This is a genomic window from Salmonella sp. NW38, assembly GCF_051807745.1.
Taxonomy (GTDB): domain Bacteria; phylum Pseudomonadota; class Gammaproteobacteria; order Enterobacterales; family Enterobacteriaceae; genus Salmonella; species Salmonella enterica.
Map to the genome: position 1 here is coordinate 107,524 of NZ_JAMMTO010000008.1, position 17,260 is coordinate 124,783.

The window sequence follows — 17,260 nt, forward strand, 5'->3', positions numbered from 1 at the left end:
AACGCTAATCGCACGTAACGCCTTGCTTTCATATTCCAGTTGTCGCCGCGACGACATTTCGCTAAAGTCACGCCCCTTCTTCACTGGCATGGGGATTTTAAGGTGTTTATAGGATTTGATTACGGTACGGCAAACTGCTCGGTCGCCATTATGCGCGACGGGCATCCACAGTTGCTGACAATGGAGAATAACAGCGCATTACTGCCGTCTATGCTGTGCGCGCCGACGCGCGAAGCGGTGAGCGAGTGGCTGTATCGCCATCATGATGTGCCGACAACGGACGAAGAAACCCAGGCGCTGCTACGCCGCGCGATACGCTACAACCGCGAGGAAGATATTGAGGTTGGCGCGCAAAGCGTACAGTTTGGTCTGGCGTCGCTGGCGCACTATATTGACGATCCCCAGGAGGTCTGGTTTGTCAAATCGCCGAAATCCTTTTTAGGCGCCAGCGGCCTGAAACCGCAGCAGGTCGCGCTGTTTGAAGATTTGGTCTGCGCCATGATGGTACATATTCGTCATACGGCGCACAGCCAATTGCCGGAGGCCATTACCCAAGCGGTGATCGGTCGCCCGATCAACTTTCAGGGACTCGGCGGCGATGACGCGAACCGCCAGGCGCAGGGTATTCTGGAGCGGGCGGCAAAACGCGCCGGTTTTCAGGAGGTGGTATTCCAGTACGAACCGGTCGCGGCGGGCCTGGACTACGAGGCTACACTGCGGGAAGAGAAGCGTGTGCTGGTCGTGGATATTGGCGGCGGCACCACCGACTGCTCCATGCTGCTAATGGGGCCACAGTGGCGTCAGCGCGCCGATCGTGAAAACAGCCTGTTGGGGCACAGCGGTTGCCGCGTGGGCGGAAACGATCTGGATATCGCGCTGGCCTTTAAAAATCTGATGCCTTTGCTGGGCATGGGCGGCGAAACCGAAAAAGGCATCGCCCTGCCGGTGCTGCCGTGGTGGAACGCCGTTGCGATTAACGACGTCCCGGCGCAAAGCGATTTTTACAGTAGCGCGAATGGTCGTCTGTTGAACGATTTGGTTCGCAACGCGCGTGAAGCAGACAAGGTCGCGTTGCTGCTCAAGGTCTGGCGTCAGCGGCTTAGCTACCGCCTGGTACGCTGCGCGGAAGAGAGCAAAATCGCCCTTTCCGGCCAGGCGGATGTTACGGCGAGGCTGCCATTTATCAGCGACGACCTGGCGGTCGCTATCAGCCAGCAAGGACTGGAAGCGGCGCTGGATCAACCGCTGGCGCGTATTCTGGAACAGGTGCAACTGGCGCTGGACAGCGCGCAGGAAAAACCGGATGTCATCTATCTGACCGGCGGCAGCGCCCGTTCGCCATTGATTAAAAAAGCGCTTTCCGAACAGCTACCGGGCATACCCATCGCTGGCGGCGATGATTTCGGCTCCGTCACCGCAGGACTGGCGCGCTGGGCGGAGGTCGTTTTCCGCTAAGCGCCTCGCAAGCCCAGAGCTGATGGATTGACATTATTCTTGATGTGGCTTAACGTCAGGAGTGAGGGTAAGGGAGGATTCCTCCTCCCCCTGGTGTCTTAGTAAGCTGGTAGGCTAATCACTAAGAGTATCACCAGTATGATGACTACCTTCATCATAACCCTTTCCTTATTTTGGCCCCTTCCTCGGGAGGGGCTTTCCCGTTTCAGCGTCCTGCTGAAATCGGTGGCTTACCTTCATTGCCGTGCCGCCACTTTACCGCACTCCGGCGCGCTAACGATTTTCAGCGATGAGAGTTGCGTAGCGCCTCGCAAAGCGGGTCGCCATTCAGAATAATCCCGACCGTGTTCCATAATTCCTCCATTTTTCTCCCTTCCCTGCTGACTACAATAGAGGGAGCAACATTCCGCAAAACGTTTCAGGATGAGAAACTTATACCGATGAAAGGCAGTAATACTTTCCGCTGGGCAATAGCGATTGGGGTTGTAGTAGCCGCCGCCGCATTCTGGTTCTGGCATAACCGTAGCGAAAGCCCGACCGCCGCGCCGGGCGTCGCCGCGCAAGCGCCGCATACCGCCGCCGCAGGTCGCCGCGGTATGCGCGACGGCCCTCTGGCGCCGGTACAGGCCGCGACCGCGACCACGCAGGCCGTACCGCGCTATCTGAGCGGGCTGGGTACCGTGACCGCAGCGAATACCGTTACGGTACGTAGCCGCGTGGATGGTCAACTCATCGCCCTGCACTTTCAGGAAGGTCAGCAGGTCAACGCAGGCGATCTGCTGGCGCAAATCGATCCCAGCCAGTTTAAGGTCGCCCTGGCGCAGGCTCAGGGACAGTTGGCGAAAGATAACGCTACGCTGGCGAATGCGCGTCGTGATCTGGCGCGCTATCAGCAACTGGCAAAAACCAATCTGGTTTCCCGTCAGGAACTGGATGCGCAACAGGCGCTGGTCAACGAAACCCAGGGAACCATTAAAGCGGATGAAGCCAATGTCGCCAGCGCGCAGTTACAGCTCGACTGGAGTCGTATCACGGCCCCGGTCTCGGGACGCGTGGGTCTGAAACAGGTGGATGTCGGCAACCAGATTTCCAGCAGCGATACCGCCGGTATTGTCGTCATTACGCAAACGCACCCGATTGATCTCATTTTTACTCTGCCGGAAAGCGATATCGCGACCGTAGTTCAGGCACAGAAAGCGGGGAAAGCGCTGGTCGTAGAAGCCTGGGATCGGACTAACTCGCACAAATTGAGCGAAGGTGTGTTGCTCAGTCTGGACAACCAGATTGATCCCACGACGGGAACGATCAAAATTAAAGCGCGCTTTACCAATCAGGACGATACGCTGTTCCCCAATCAATTTGTGAACGCCCGGATGCTGGTCGATACCGAACAAAATGCCGTTGTGGTGCCTGCCGCGGCGGTGCAAATGGGCAATGAGGGCCACTTTGTGTGGGTGCTGAACGACGAAAATAACGTCAGCAAGAAGCGGGTAAAAATCGGTATTCAGGATAACCGAAACGTGGTGATCAGCGCTGGCTTGTCGGCAGGCGATCGCGTCGTTACCGATGGTATTGATCGGCTGACGGAAGGCGCAAAAGTCGAGGTCGTTGAGCCGCAGACCACCGTGGCGGATGAAAAATCCCCTTCCCGCCATGAAGGTCAAAAAGGAGCGCGCGCCTGATGCAGGTATTACCTCCGGGCAGCACGGGCGGCCCTTCGCGTCTGTTTATTCTGCGCCCCGTGGCCACCACTCTGCTGATGGCGGCGATTTTACTCGCCGGGATTATCGGCTATCGCTTCCTGCCCGTCGCCGCTTTGCCGGAGGTCGACTACCCCACTATTCAGGTTGTTACGCTCTACCCTGGCGCCAGCCCGGATGTCATGACCTCCGCCGTCACCGCGCCGCTTGAGCGCCAGTTCGGCCAGATGTCAGGACTTAAGCAGATGTCGTCGCAAAGCTCCGGCGGCGCATCGGTGGTAACGCTACAGTTTCAGTTGACGCTGCCGCTGGACGTTGCCGAGCAGGAAGTACAGGCGGCGATTAACGCAGCCACCAATTTATTGCCTTCCGACCTGCCGAATCCGCCGATTTATAGCAAAGTCAACCCGGCGGACCCGCCGATTATGACGCTTGCCGTCACCTCAAACGCGATGCCGATGACCCAGGTAGAGGACATGGTAGAAACCCGCGTGGCGCAGAAGATCTCGCAGGTCTCCGGCGTCGGGCTGGTGACGCTTGCCGGCGGGCAGCGCCCTGCGGTACGCGTAAAACTGAATGCTCAGGCTGTCGCCGCGCTCGGTCTGACCAGCGAAACGGTCCGTACCGCAATTACCGGCGCCAACGTCAACTCGGCGAAAGGCAGTCTGGATGGCCCCGAACGGGCGGTGACGCTTTCTGCTAACGATCAGATGCAGTCTGCCGACGAATACCGCAGGCTTATCATCGCGTATCAAAACGGCGCGCCGGTACGGCTGGGCGATGTCGCCACCGTCGAACAGGGGGCGGAAAATAGCTGGCTCGGCGCATGGGCGAATCAAGCGCCGGCTATCGTGATGAACGTTCAACGCCAGCCTGGCGCCAATATCATTGCGACAGCGGACAGCATTCGCCAGATGCTGCCCCAGCTTACCGAAAGCCTGCCGAAATCGGTGAAGGTCACGGTCCTGTCCGATCGCACCACCAATATTCGTGCTTCCGTGCGCGATACCCAGTTTGAACTGATGCTGGCGATCGCGCTGGTCGTCATGATTATCTATCTGTTTTTACGCAATATTCCCGCCACAATTATTCCCGGCATCGCCGTACCGCTGTCGCTTATCGGCACCTTTGCGGTGATGGTATTTTTGGATTTTTCCATTAATAACCTGACGCTGATGGCGCTCACTATCGCCACGGGTTTCGTGGTGGACGATGCGATTGTGGTGATCGAGAACATCTCGCGCTACATCGAAAAAGGAGAAAAACCGCTGGCGGCGGCGCTCAAAGGCGCGGGCGAAATCGGCTTTACCATTATTTCCCTCACCTTTTCACTGATTGCGGTGCTGATCCCGTTGCTCTTTATGGGCGATATTGTTGGTCGACTGTTCCGCGAATTTGCGGTGACGTTGGCGGTAGCGATTTTAATCTCCGCCGTCGTCTCTTTGACGCTCACGCCCATGATGTGCGCGCGTATGCTCAGCCAGCAATCTCTGCGTAAACAAAACCGCTTTTCCCGCGCCTGCGAGCGGATGTTTGACCGCGTGATCGCCAGCTACGGACGCGGATTAGCGAAAGTGCTCAACCATCCGTGGCTTACATTGAGCGTGGCATTCGCCACGCTCCTGCTCAGCGTTATGCTGTGGATAGTCATCCCGAAAGGGTTCTTTCCGGTACAGGATAACGGCATTATCCAGGGGGCGCTGCAGGCGCCGCAATCGTCATCGTATGCCAGTATGGCGCAACGTCAGCGCCAGGTGGCGGAGCGGATATTACAGGACCCGGCGGTGCAAAGTCTGACGACTTTTGTTGGCGTAGACGGCGCTAACCCCACGCTGAATAGCGCGCGCCTGCAAATTAACCTCAAGCCGCTGGATGCGCGTGATGACCGCGTGCAGCAGGTGATCTCCCGGCTGCAAACCGCCGTGGCGACGATTCCCGGCGTGGCGCTGTATCTCCAGCCGACGCAGGATTTAACCATCGACACGCAGGTCAGCCGCACGCAGTATCAGTTTACCCTGCAGGCCACGACGCTCGATGCGCTCAGTCACTGGGTGCCAAAACTGCAGAACGCGCTACAGTCGTTACCACAGCTCTCTGAGGTAAGCAGCGACTGGCAAGATCGGGGATTAGCGGCCTGGGTGAATGTCGACCGCGACAGCGCCAGCCGTCTGGGTATCAGCATGGCGGATGTGGATAACGCGCTCTACAACGCGTTCGGGCAACGCCTGATTTCAACGATTTATACCCAGGCGAACCAGTACCGCGTCGTACTGGAACATAATACCGCCAGCACGCCGGGACTGGCGGCGCTGGAGACGATTCGCCTGACGAGCCGCGACGGCGGCACCGTACCGCTCAGCGCGATTGCCCGCATTGAGCAGCGCTTCGCTCCGCTCTCTATCAATCATTTAGATCAGTTCCCGGTTACGACATTTTCGTTTAACGTGCCGGAGGGCTATTCGCTCGGCGATGCGGTGCAGGCAATTCTCGATACGGAAAAAACGCTCGCCCTGCCAGCGGATATTACAACGCAGTTTCAGGGCAGTACGCTCGCCTTCCAGGCGGCGCTGGGCAGCACCGTCTGGCTTATTGTCGCCGCCGTGGTGGCGATGTATATCGTGCTCGGCGTGCTGTATGAGAGTTTTATCCATCCGATCACGATTCTCTCAACGCTGCCTACGGCGGGCGTCGGCGCGCTGCTGGCGCTGATCATCGCCGGTAGCGAGCTCGATATTATCGCCATTATCGGCATTATTTTGCTGATCGGCATCGTGAAGAAAAACGCCATCATGATGATTGACTTCGCCCTCGCCGCCGAACGCGAACAGGGGATGAGTCCGCGCGACGCTATCTTCCAGGCCTGTCTGCTGCGTTTTCGACCGATTCTGATGACCACGCTGGCGGCGTTGCTCGGGGCATTGCCATTAATGTTGAGTACCGGCGTTGGCGCGGAATTACGTCGCCCGTTGGGGATCGCAATGGTGGGCGGCCTACTGGTCAGCCAGGTATTAACTCTGTTTACCACACCGGTGATTTATCTCCTGTTTGACCGCCTGTCGCTGTACGTGAAAAGTCGCTTTCCGCGCCATAAAGAGGAGGCGTAGATGCGCTTTTTCGCCCTTTTCATCTACCGCCCGGTCGCCACCATTTTGATTGCCGCCGCCATTACGCTGTGCGGCATTCTGGGCTTCCGTCTGCTGCCGGTCGCCCCGCTGCCGCAGGTCGATTTCCCGGTGATTATGGTTAGCGCCTCGCTGCCGGGCGCCTCGCCGGAAACCATGGCTTCGTCGGTGGCGACGCCGTTGGAACGCTCTTTGGGACGCATTGCAGGCGTCAATGAAATGACTTCCAGCAGCTCGCTCGGCAGTACGCGCATTATTCTCGAATTTAATTTCGATCGTGATATTAACGGCGCGGCGCGCGACGTGCAGGCCGCCATTAACGCCGCGCAAAGCTTGTTGCCAGGCGGAATGCCCAGCCGCCCGACTTATCGCAAGGCCAACCCATCCGACGCGCCGATTATGATTTTAACGCTCACCTCGGAGAGCTGGTCACAGGGCAAACTGTATGATTTCGCCTCTACCCAACTGGCGCAAACCATCGCGCAAATTGACGGCGTCGGCGATGTTGACGTCGGCGGCAGCTCCCTGCCCGCAGTACGTGTAGGCTTAAACCCGCAGGCGCTCTTTAACCAGGGCGTCTCGCTGGATGAGGTCCGCGAAGCGATCGACAGCGCCAACGTACGCCGACCGCAAGGCGCAATTGAAGATAGCGTCCACCGCTGGCAAATCCAGACCAACGACGAACTGAAAACCGCCGCCGAATACCAGCCGCTGATTATTCACTATAACAACGGCGCGGCGGTACGCCTGGGCGACGTCGCCAGCGTCACCGACTCGGTGCAGGATGTCCGTAACGCCGGGATGACGAACGCTAAACCCGCTATTTTGTTGATGATCCGCAAGCTGCCGGAGGCCAACATTATTCAGACGGTCGACGGCATCCGGGCAAAACTGCCGGAACTGCGGGCAATGATCCCCGCCGCTATCGATTTACAAATCGCCCAGGATCGTTCGCCGACGATTCGCGCATCGCTGCAAGAGGTAGAAGAGACGCTGGTTATCTCTGTCGCGCTGGTGATCCTGGTGGTGTTTTTATTCCTGCGTTCCGGGCGCGCCACGCTAATCCCCGCCGTCGCCGTTCCCGTTTCGCTCATCGGCACCTTCGCCGCCATGTATCTGTGCGGCTTCAGCCTCAACAATCTGTCGCTGATGGCGCTGACTATCGCAACCGGATTTGTCGTTGATGATGCCATTGTGGTGCTGGAAAATATCGCCCGCCATCTGGAGGCGGGAATGAAACCTTTGCAGGCGGCATTACAGGGTACGCGGGAAGTCGGGTTTACGGTCATCTCCATGAGTCTGTCGCTGGTGGCGGTATTTCTGCCGCTGCTGTTAATGGGCGGTCTGCCAGGGCGATTATTACGGGAATTCGCCGTTACCCTCTCGGTGGCGATTGGCATTTCGCTGGTGGTCTCGCTCACGCTGACGCCGATGATGTGCGGCTGGATGCTTAAATCAAGCAAACCGCGCACCCAACCGCGTAAACGGGGCGTTGGCCGTTTGCTGGTCGCCTTGCAACAGGGTTACGGCACGTCGTTAAAATGGGTGCTTAACCATACGCGTCTTGTCGGTGTGGTTTTTCTTGGCACCATTGCGCTGAACATCTGGCTTTATATCGCCATCCCTAAAACATTCTTTCCGGAGCAGGACACCGGCGTGTTGATGGGCGGTATTCAGGCTGACCAGAGCATCTCTTTCCAGGCCATGCGCGGCAAGCTGCAGGATTTTATGAAAATTATTCGCGACGATCCGGCGGTGAATAATGTCACTGGTTTTACCGGCGGCTCGCGGGTGAATAGCGGCATGATGTTTATTACGCTGAAGCCGCGCGGCGAACGCAAAGAGACGGCGCAGCAAATCATTGATCGACTGCGGGTCAAACTGGCAAAAGAACCCGGCGCCAGGCTGTTTCTGATGGCGGTACAGGATATTCGCGTCGGCGGGCGGCAGGCTAACGCCAGTTACCAATATACGTTGCTGTCTGACTCCCTGGCGGCGCTGCGCGAGTGGGAGCCGAAAATACGCAAAGCGCTCTCGGCCCTGCCGCAACTGGCGGACGTAAACTCCGACCAGCAGGATAATGGCGCGGAGATGAACCTTATCTACGACCGCGACACCATGTCACGGCTGGGTATTGATGTTCAGGCCGCAAACAGTCTGTTAAATAATGCTTTCGGCCAGCGGCAAATTTCCACCATTTATCAGCCGATGAACCAGTATAAAGTGGTGATGGAAGTCGATCCGCGCTATAGCCAGGATATCAGCGCGCTGGAGAAAATGTTCGTTATCAACCGTGACGGAAAAGCGATTCCCCTCTCTTATTTCGCCCAATGGCGGCCCGCCAATGCGCCGCTGTCGGTGAACCATCAGGGATTGTCCGCGGCGTCCACGATTGCCTTTAACCTGCCGACCGGCACATCGTTATCGCAGGCGACGGAGGCCATTAATCGCACAATGACGCAGCTTGGCGTCCCCCCGACGGTACGCGGCAGTTTTTCCGGAACGGCGCAAGTCTTCCAGCAGACCATGAATTCGCAGCTTATTTTGATAGTGGCGGCGATCGCTACCGTCTACATTGTGCTGGGGATACTGTACGAAAGCTACGTCCATCCGCTGACCATTCTCTCTACTCTGCCATCGGCGGGCGTTGGGGCGCTTCTGGCGCTGGAGCTCTTCAATGCCCCTTTCAGCCTAATCGCCCTGATAGGGATCATGCTATTAATTGGCATTGTGAAGAAAAACGCCATTATGATGGTCGATTTTGCGCTTGAAGCGCAACGAAGCGGCGGCCTGACGCCGGAACAAGCCATTTTCCAGGCCTGCTTGTTACGCTTCCGTCCAATAATGATGACCACGCTGGCGGCGCTGTTCGGCGCACTGCCATTGGTGTTATCTGGCGGAGACGGTTCGGAATTACGGCAGCCGTTGGGGATAACCATTGTCGGCGGTTTGGTCATGAGCCAGCTCCTGACGCTCTATACCACGCCGGTGGTGTACCTCTTTTTCGATCGTCTGCGGCTGCGTTTTTCGCGTAAAAATAGCAAACCGGTAGTAGAGATATGACAGAACTTCCTGACAACACCCGCTGGCAACTCTGGATTGTGGCATTCGGCTTTTTTATGCAGTCGCTGGATACCACCATCGTCAACACTGCGCTGCCCTCCATGGCGAAAAGCCTGGGGGAAAGCCCGCTGCATATGCACATGGTAGTGGTGTCATATGTTCTTACCGTCGCCGTGATGCTCCCCGCCAGCGGCTGGCTGGCAGATAAAATCGGCGTGCGTAATATTTTCTTTGCCGCCATTGTGCTGTTCACGCTGGGTTCGCTGTTTTGCGCCCTCTCCGGCACGCTTAATCAACTGGTATTAGCGCGGGTTTTACAAGGCGTAGGCGGCGCGATGATGGTGCCAGTCGGACGCCTGACGGTCATGAAAATCGTGCCGCGCGCGCAATATATGGCGGCGATGACCTTCGTCACCCTACCGGGACAGATCGGGCCGTTACTCGGCCCCGCGCTGGGCGGGGTGCTGGTGGAATATGCTTCATGGCACTGGATCTTTCTGATCAATATCCCGGTGGGAATTGTCGGCGCTATGGCGACCTTTATGCTGATGCCAAACTACACCATAGAGACCCGGCGCTTTGATCTGCCGGGGTTCCTGCTGTTAGCTATCGGCATGGCGGTACTCACGCTGGCGCTGGACGGTAGTAAAAGCATGGGGATTTCGCCCTGGACATTAGCCGGACTTGCTGCGGGCGGCGCGGCAGCCATTCTGCTCTATCTCCTCCATGCCAAAAAAAACTCAGGCGCGTTATTCAGCCTGCGATTGTTCCGCACGCCCACGTTTTCACTGGGGTTGCTGGGCAGTTTTGCCGGGCGTATCGGCAGCGGTATGCTGCCGTTTATGACGCCGGTCTTTTTGCAAATTGGTCTTGGTTTTTCACCGTTTCATGCCGGTTTGATGATGATCCCCATGGTGCTGGGCAGCATGGGAATGAAGCGGATTGTGGTGCAGATAGTTAACCGTTTTGGCTATCGTCGGGTTCTGGTAGCGACCACGCTCGGACTGGCATTGGTTAGCCTGTTGTTTATGTCGGTCGCGCTGCTCGGCTGGTATTATCTCCTGCCGCTGGTACTGCTTTTGCAGGGAATGGTGAACTCGGCGCGCTTTTCTTCCATGAACACCTTAACGCTAAAAGACCTTCCCGATACGCTGGCCAGCAGCGGCAATAGCTTATTATCGATGATTATGCAGCTCTCGATGAGTATTGGCGTCACTATTGCCGGAATGCTGCTGGGTATGTTTGGCCAACAGCATATCGGGATAGACAGTAGCGCCACACATCACGTCTTTATGTACACCTGGTTATGTATGGCGGTTATTATCGCGCTACCGGCGATAATTTTTGCCCGCGTGCCGAACGATACACAGCAAAACATGGTCATTTCACGGCGTAAAAGGAGCCTGTAATGAAAGTCTGGCGGCCCGGAATCACCGGCAAGCTGTTTCTGGCGATTTTCGCCACCTGCATCGTGCTGCTGATCAGTATGCATTGGGCCGTGCGCGTCAGTTTTGAACGCGGATTTATTGACTATATCAAACACGGCAACGAGCAGCGGCTACAAATGCTGGGCGATGCGCTGGGCGACCAGTACCAGCAACACGGCAACTGGCGTTTTTTACGCAACAACGATCGCTTTGTTTTCCAGATTCTGCGTTCATTTGAGCATGACAACGACCGCGATAAACCCGGCCCCGGTATGCCGCCGCACGGTTGGCGCACCCAATTCTGGGTCGTCGATCAAAATGGCCGGGTGCTGGTCGGCCCACGCGGTCCGGTGCCGCATGACGGTACTCGCCGCCCCATTCTGGTCAATGGCGTCGAAGTCGGCGCGATTATCGCCTCGCCTGTCGAGCGGCTGACGCGCAATACGGATATTAATTTTGATATGCAGCAGCGGCGCGCCAGCTGGATGATCGTGGCGTTATCAACGTTGCTGGCCGCGCTGGCGACGTTTTTGCTGGCGCGTGGCCTGCTCGCCCCGGTCAAACGGTTGGTCGAGGGTACGCACAGACTGGCGGCGGGGGATTTTACCACGCGCGTGACCCCAACCAGCGCTGATGAACTGGGAAAACTGGCGCAGGACTTTAACCAGCTTGCCAGCACGCTGGAAAGAAACCAGCAGATGCGCCGCGACTTTATGGCGGATATTTCCCACGAACTGCGCACGCCGCTGGCGGTATTGCGCGGCGAACTGGAAGCCATTCAGGATGGAGTTCGCCAGTTCACGCCAGAATCGGTTACCTCCCTACAGGCGGAAGTCGGTACGCTTACCAAACTGGTTGACGACCTGCATCAGCTTTCGTTGTCTGACGAGGGCGCGCTGGCTTACCAAAAAACGACCGTCGATCTTGTTCCCCTGTTGGAAGTCGCTGGCGGCGCGTTCAGAGAACGCTTTACCAGCCGGGGGCTAACGCTACATTACGCGTTGCCGGATAGCATGACCGTCTTCGGCGACCCGGATCGCCTGATGCAACTGTTTAATAATCTGCTGGAAAACAGTCTGCGCTACACCGACAGCGGCGGCGGCCTGCATATTTCCGCCGAACAACGCGATAAATCATTATTCCTGACCTTTGCCGATTCTGCACCGGGCGTCAGCGATGAACAGTTACAAAAGCTTTTTGACCGTTTTTACCGCACGGAAGTGTCCCGTAACCGCGCCAGCGGTGGTTCTGGACTGGGGCTGGCAATATGCGTCAATATTGTACACGCGCATAACGGTCATCTTCACGCCGCTCATTCGCCTTTTGGCGGGGTTAGCATTACAGTAGAGTTACCGCTGGATCGCGATTTACAGAGAGAAGTATGACTGAATTACCCATTGATGAAAACACGCCACGCATTTTGATTGTTGAAGATGAACCCAAGCTGGGACAGCTGCTTATTGACTACTTACGCGCGGCGAGTTACGCCCCCACGCTCATCAATCATGGCGACAAGGTACTGCCGTATGTGCGTCAAACGCCGCCGGATCTGATTCTGCTGGATCTGATGCTGCCGGGTACCGATGGTCTGACGCTATGCCGGGAAATTCGCCGTTTTTCCGACATCCCCATTGTGATGGTCACGGCCAAAATCGAAGAGATCGATCGGCTGCTTGGGCTGGAAATCGGCGCCGATGATTATATCTGTAAGCCTTACAGCCCGCGCGAAGTCGTGGCCCGCGTGAAAACCATTTTGCGCCGCTGTAAACCGCAGCGCGAACTCCAGCAGCAGGATGCCGAAAGCCCGTTAATGATTGATGAAAGCCGCTTTCAGGCCTCCTGGTGTGGTAAAGCGCTGGATTTAACCCCCGCTGAATTCCGCCTGCTAAAAACCTTATCGCTTGAACCGGGTAAAGTTTTTTCCCGCGAGCAGTTGTTAAACCACCTCTACGACGACTACCGTGTGGTGACCGATCGTACTATCGACAGCCACATTAAAAACCTGCGCCGTAAACTGGAATCGCTGGATGCCGAACAGTCATTTATACGCGCGGTCTACGGGGTGGGATATCGCTGGGAAGCGGATGCGTGTCGCCTGGTATAATGATTATTGGCATAACAATAACAAGGTCGTAAAACGATATTTTCCGCCAACGCTATTCTGGCGGAATTAACACACTGTCCTCTTTTCTTTGGCCAAGCGGTATCCCGAAAACCATGACGAACGCGATCGGGGACAATAAATTATTTGGCCGCTCTTTTTAGTTTACCGATATACTGTGAGTAGTTTTTTAAACTTATTGCGCATTAATTCATTAAGTGAATCTAAAAATAAATAAACATAATACCAACTTAATTATACATGGATTTTTATGACAGAAACGTCATCTCACCGCTATAAACCACGCAATATAATAAATGCGCCAAATGTAAAATCGTCTATTTTTTCCCGGAGCCAACAACGCGGCGACAGCGAAAATATCCAGCGCTGGTTAAGCAACCATTTTTATCGTTGGATCATTGGTGACTTTCCCCATGTTTATCCTGTGCGATCCGTCGCCGATTATGCCGTTTATTTTAGCGCTGATGCAGAAATCCCCGCCTGGCTGGCGCCAAAGCTGGGTGGCGATGAGCGCTTTTACTACCTTAATGTTCAGCACCCGCAACTTGTGGCAATGGAAAGAGATTTAGTGGAATTTCTTTCACGTCAGGAAGGAACGCGGCTGGAAACTAAACTGCAGCGCATCAACTGCTTTACCGTGCTGGCAATGCGCGAAGCGGAGCATCAAAAAATGCAGCGCCTGCGTGAACAAGGTTGGTATCCCTCCAACAGCGAGGCGCTAAAACCGGTGATGACGGTGAATAACGGCGTGCTGGTTGAGTTTGATGCAACAAACCCCGGCCTGCGCAGTGAGATGGCGTATGAATCCTGGCATATGCAACACTGCGTCGGAGATTTTGATAATAAAGGCGCGCTTTCCGGCGGCTACGGCGATTACTACGCCCGGCAAATTGAACAACAAAAACTTCGCCTGTTCAGCCTGCGCGACGGCAATAATATTCCCCACGTCACAATAAGCCTGGTGGTTGGTAATAACGGCCTGAGCATTGATCAGATTAAAGGTAAGCAAAATCGCCATCCTATTAAGAAATATGCTAACGATGTTTTATCTCTGTTACGCCATCTGCAACCACTTCCTGAGCGCCACGCCGATTGCGAAGAGATGGGAATAGTTTATGAAGCAACGCCGGAATATTCAGGTTGGAAATTTATTACTCATATTCATGACCTCAATTTTCTGCTCAATGTGCTGCATGACAATTTTCATTTAATGGAGCACTTCCCTACGCCTCCGGTGGCTTTACAGTGGCTGCTGCTGCACAGCGCCCCGGAGGCGCTGCGCTATCTTCAGGTTGTTGATCCTAACGTGGCGACGGCTGCGGAAATGCTGTTTCCACGGCATGAATGGCACCCTACGCTTGCCGGAAAAAACACCAGTAGTGAACCTTTCGAAATTGAAAGCCTGACGCTACAAACCACGCGCTATCTTTCTGCAACCAGGGAGGAGCGCTAATGTTCTGGATTGTTCTTATTATTGCCGCCCTATTTTTTAGCTGGCGCAACTACAAAAAAAACAAACCGCTGATTGCGGCCCGTATCGCCGAGGAGAAAGAAAAAGATCGCCTGAAGGATCTGCGTCGCGATACCCGGCGGCGGCAATGGGCGCTGGCGCTAGCTGATATCCTCGCCCGGCGCAACGGGCTACCGATCAAAGGCGTTGAGCTGGTCTTCAAACTTGACGATGACAAACGCCGCTATCTGGCACAGCAGGTAAAAAAAGAGCTGGGCTTGAGCGAAAATCTCGACGATGCAGCGTTACGCCACAAGGTTGAGGATATCTTACGCCGCTGGCCTGCGGGCATCGGCAGCTCGCCGCGCACGTTTTACCATTATCTGGCGGCCCAGGGACAGGTCCGCGACGCGCTGGCATTCGACTGCATGCGCACCGCCTTCCTGACCCGCTGTATCGCCGGGCTCGGCTGGTGTGATGAAAATCAGGCCTGGCTGGTGTTGTTACTTAACGCCCAGCGCGCTCAGGACTGTTTTGATTCCTGGGAGGATTACGCCACCGCCTACGTTCGCGCACGCCGGGTATGGCTCACGCTACGTGACACGCCAACAGCGCCTGCCGGACGGGATTTACAGGAAGCCACCCATTATCTGCAAGACCCTGTCAGCCGCTGGCGACAACTGCCGTGGAATGAATTCAAAATTTTCGAGCCGATTTAAAGGACGCTTTATGGAACAGGATGATCGTCTGCTCAACGCTATGTTTGAGATGTGCAACCACAAAAATCCCCTCAATGACGGGCAACGCGAATGGCATATCGCCGATATTCCCGGCCTGCTGCGCGAAGAACGCTATGACGAACTGGACGAACGCTACAACCAGGCGCTGACGGAGAGCTTTACCAGCCGCGAAGCGGAAAAGCGCTATTTCTTCGCCTGGAATCAAATGGACAACCCTTTTTACGATATGGACACGCTGGTTGAGGCCGGGCCGCAAGGATTAGCGCTGATCAAAAACTGGCAGCGCGCCCGCCCCCGCTCTACTCACGCCTGGCTTGCCGAGGCGCAATACTGGAATCACCGTGCGTGGCTGTATCGCAGCTATGGCTGGGCGAGAGAAACCACCCGAGCGATGTGGATCTGCGCTGCCGCCTGCAACGAACGGATGGTCATCGCCGCGCTCAATGCTATCGACTGTGAACCGCGCCAGTGGATGGCGGCGGCCCTGACCAGCACCAACTCAAAAGTCTTCGGCCAGCCCGACTGGCTGGTTGAGTTCCTCGTGGGCGCGGATGTTGCCGGGCAGCCATTAATGGAGGATCTGGCTGAATATCATCGCCATTCACCGCAGGAGGTGGACGCGCTGATGGCCCATTCCGGGCTGTCGTTTGCCGACGCGGTTTGCCCAAATTTGCCGCGCCCGTCCGTATTGCCGGAGTGCGATGACGATGCCGGGCAAAAATACTGGCTCGCCGTCTGCCTGGCTATTTTCCCGACGGCATTTTACGTGCTGGATGAATATATCCCGTTTCGTATGCCACGCTGGAGAGGGTCTCACGAGGAGATCCGCGAATTTCTGGAATCAAGCGTATGCGATCACCTTTCTGCCGCAGAACGTGAACATCTGGAGCTATTAATCTGGTGGGACGATCACCGCGATCTGCGCATCAAAGAGGTTGACTCCCCGGCAGAACAGGAACGTATTATCGCCAAAGCCGAAGAGATTAGCCTGCGAGCGCATATCCAGGAATCTCGCCACAACGCGCTGGAGTGGCTGCGGGTCTGCTATAGCGATCTGGACGATAATGACGCGCTCTGGCGAACCCTTCAGCGTTCGATCGTGGAAAAAGTTAAGCTCAACAATTACTTCTCTGATGACACGATAAAGTTCGCCCTGCGCGATTTTCCTGACACCTGGTGGATGTATAATTTTCTCTGTCAGAATGCGCAGCAAACGGAATTCGCAGTGCCGAAAATCCGTCGTGGCTACTTTCAGTACGCCGGGCTATTGGGTTTCGAAAAGGATGAGGCGCAAGGCCTCGCCTGGCTCGATAGCGTCGCCGACATTCAATATAACCATAACTGGCGGGCGGCGATTAAAAATTTCGACTGGTTCGGGCTCCCAGAACATTTCGTGCCGCTGGCAGAGCTGGGCGCGCAAAGAAATATACCCGCCGCGCTAAACCTGCTGGGCCTTGAACACAATAATAAAGAGAACAACGGCCTACTACCTTACGATCCTGCCATCGCGTTAGGGTATTTTCAGCGCGCGGCGGAGATTTTGCACCGGCAGTTAGCGCTGCGCGAGAGCACCCCGTACAAATTAATAGATAACGGAGGCTATACCGACTATGAAAATGACCTGAAAAATATTCATTTCAGCATTGGCATCTGCAACCAGCGTCTGAGTAAACAAGAACTTGATACCGAAAAACGTTCCGCTTATGAAAAAGAACTGCTCGATAATCTCTGGCTGGCGCATCAGTTCGGGCATAAAGAAGCCTGGGGCTTGTTCCTGCTGAATATTTTTGAAGTGAAGGATATTACGCTGGCGCATAAGCATCTGGAACTAGTGCAACAAGAGGCCAACAAAGGCACGCTACATGCTATGGTGACCCTATCGCGCCTGCACGGTAATAAATACGATCGAACGCTGTTTAATATGAAGCTAAGCGCACGCTGGGCGCATTTTGCCTTCACGCTTTACCCGGATAATGAAATCGTTATGGACTGTCTGGACCACCTGCATTTCGATTCTTTCTGGAAACGCTTTCGTTTCGCCTGGTATACCGTCCGCATCCCGAATTCAGAGCTGCCGGGACAGGTCAACTCAATGGTGTAAGGTGGTTTACTCCCCTCTCCCACGGCGCTACAATGCCCGCCCTTAAAGTGAGGACTCTCCTCCAGCCGCCTCATCAGGTG

General features: G+C 55.7%; 11 protein-coding genes. 10 read left to right on the top strand and 1 reads right to left on the bottom strand.

Annotation, left to right across the window (positions count from 1 at the left end; all coding sequences use genetic code 11):
- Positions 1-102: 102 nt before the first annotated feature.
- Positions 103-1,455, top strand: coding sequence for a molecular chaperone (gene yegD, locus NA624_RS15130; protein WP_000469634.1), 1,353 nt, complete (start codon positions 103-105; stop codon positions 1,453-1,455).
- 98 nt (positions 1,456-1,553) lie between these two features.
- Here the strand turns inward: yegD and NA624_RS15135 are convergent, their stop codons facing one another.
- Complete coding sequence (locus NA624_RS15135; RefSeq protein ID WP_105887528.1) at positions 1,554-1,613, bottom strand: type I toxin-antitoxin system Ibs family toxin; 60 nt, start codon at positions 1,611-1,613, stop codon at positions 1,554-1,556.
- Positions 1,614-1,895: 282 nt separating this feature from the next.
- Between NA624_RS15135 and mdtA the strand changes: the two genes are divergently transcribed.
- From mdtA to NA624_RS15180, 9 genes are all read left to right on the top strand, one after another.
- Positions 1,896-3,137: a multidrug efflux RND transporter subunit MdtA gene (gene mdtA / locus NA624_RS15140; protein WP_000678803.1), complete on the top strand. Its 1,242-nt coding sequence runs from the start codon at positions 1,896-1,898 to the stop codon at positions 3,135-3,137.
- Entirely contained in the window at positions 3,137-6,259 is a 3,123-nt protein-coding gene (gene mdtB, locus NA624_RS15145) for a multidrug efflux RND transporter permease subunit MdtB (protein WP_001197795.1), read from the top strand. Before mdtA ends, mdtB begins: the two co-directional genes overlap by 1 nt.
- Positions 6,260-9,340: a multidrug efflux RND transporter permease subunit MdtC gene (gene mdtC / locus NA624_RS15150; protein WP_001210091.1), complete on the top strand. Its 3,081-nt coding sequence runs from the start codon at positions 6,260-6,262 to the stop codon at positions 9,338-9,340.
- The gene (locus tag NA624_RS15155) at positions 9,337-10,749 is read left to right on the top strand and encodes an MFS transporter (protein WP_000137821.1); all 1,413 of its coding nucleotides are present in this window, start codon (positions 9,337-9,339) and stop codon (positions 10,747-10,749) included. The genes mdtC and NA624_RS15155 overlap by 4 nt, the downstream gene beginning before the upstream one ends.
- Complete coding sequence (baeS, locus tag NA624_RS15160; protein WP_000870083.1) at positions 10,749-12,152, top strand: two-component system sensor histidine kinase BaeS; 1,404 nt, start codon at positions 10,749-10,751, stop codon at positions 12,150-12,152. The genes NA624_RS15155 and baeS overlap by 1 nt, the downstream gene beginning before the upstream one ends.
- Positions 12,149-12,871 (top strand): two-component system response regulator BaeR, encoded by a 723-nt coding sequence (gene baeR / locus NA624_RS15165; protein ID WP_000137854.1) that lies wholly within the window; start codon positions 12,149-12,151, stop codon positions 12,869-12,871. Before baeS ends, baeR begins: the two co-directional genes overlap by 4 nt.
- A gap of 268 nt (positions 12,872-13,139) precedes the next feature.
- Positions 13,140-14,342, top strand: a complete 1,203-nt coding sequence (locus tag NA624_RS15170; protein WP_000141063.1) for a hypothetical protein — start codon at positions 13,140-13,142, stop codon at positions 14,340-14,342.
- A complete protein-coding gene (locus NA624_RS15175) occupies positions 14,342-15,058 on the top strand; it encodes a DUF1266 domain-containing protein (protein ID WP_000498582.1) in 717 nt (238 codons plus the stop codon). The genes NA624_RS15170 and NA624_RS15175 overlap by 1 nt, the downstream gene beginning before the upstream one ends.
- A gap of 10 nt (positions 15,059-15,068) precedes the next feature.
- A complete protein-coding gene (locus tag NA624_RS15180) occupies positions 15,069-17,180 on the top strand; it encodes a DUF4034 domain-containing protein (protein WP_000434235.1) in 2,112 nt (703 codons plus the stop codon).
- Positions 17,181-17,260: the final 80 nt, after the last annotated feature.